This is a genomic window from Thalassobacterium maritimum, assembly GCF_031127805.1.
In the GTDB taxonomy this organism is placed as follows: domain Bacteria; phylum Verrucomicrobiota; class Verrucomicrobiia; order Opitutales; family Coraliomargaritaceae; genus Thalassobacterium; species Thalassobacterium maritimum.
Genome location: NZ_JARXHW010000252.1, coordinates 1 through 419, shown reverse-complemented (window position 1 = coordinate 419; position 419 = coordinate 1). Strand labels below are relative to the sequence as shown.

At 55.6% G+C, this 419-nt stretch carries 1 protein-coding gene; it reads left to right on the top strand.

Annotated elements, in window-relative coordinates; translation table 11 throughout:
• The coding region (locus tag QEH52_RS20230) for a hypothetical protein (RefSeq protein WP_308952772.1) at positions 1-419 on the top strand (419 nt) is incomplete at both ends.

Sequence of the window (419 nt, the reverse complement as noted above, 5' to 3'; positions counted from 1 at the left end):
TTTTTGCAGACTATTGATCCGGATGTGGATTACGGCGACGGCACTTGGAGTATTCCACTCACACTCGAAGCCGGGCAATACACCCTCGAAGCACGCGGCACGCACTTGCATCCCGATTCCAACTATCAGGCGACTGACAGCAGCACTTTCACGGTGGCTGCGCCCGATCCCGCCAATATCACCACGACCTACGATGCCCACGGGCGGGTCGAAACTCGCTCTTGGGCGAGTGGTGATGTTGTGCAAACCTTCAATTGGGATGGACAAGGTCACTTGCTCTCTATCACCCAAGTTGACAGCGGAACCACTGAAACAGTAGGCAGCTACATCTGGACTGCACAATATGACGGCTTTGGACGGCGTTTCCAGACCGATTACTCGCCCGCCGGAGCCAACGCGATCACGATCGAAAAGAACCG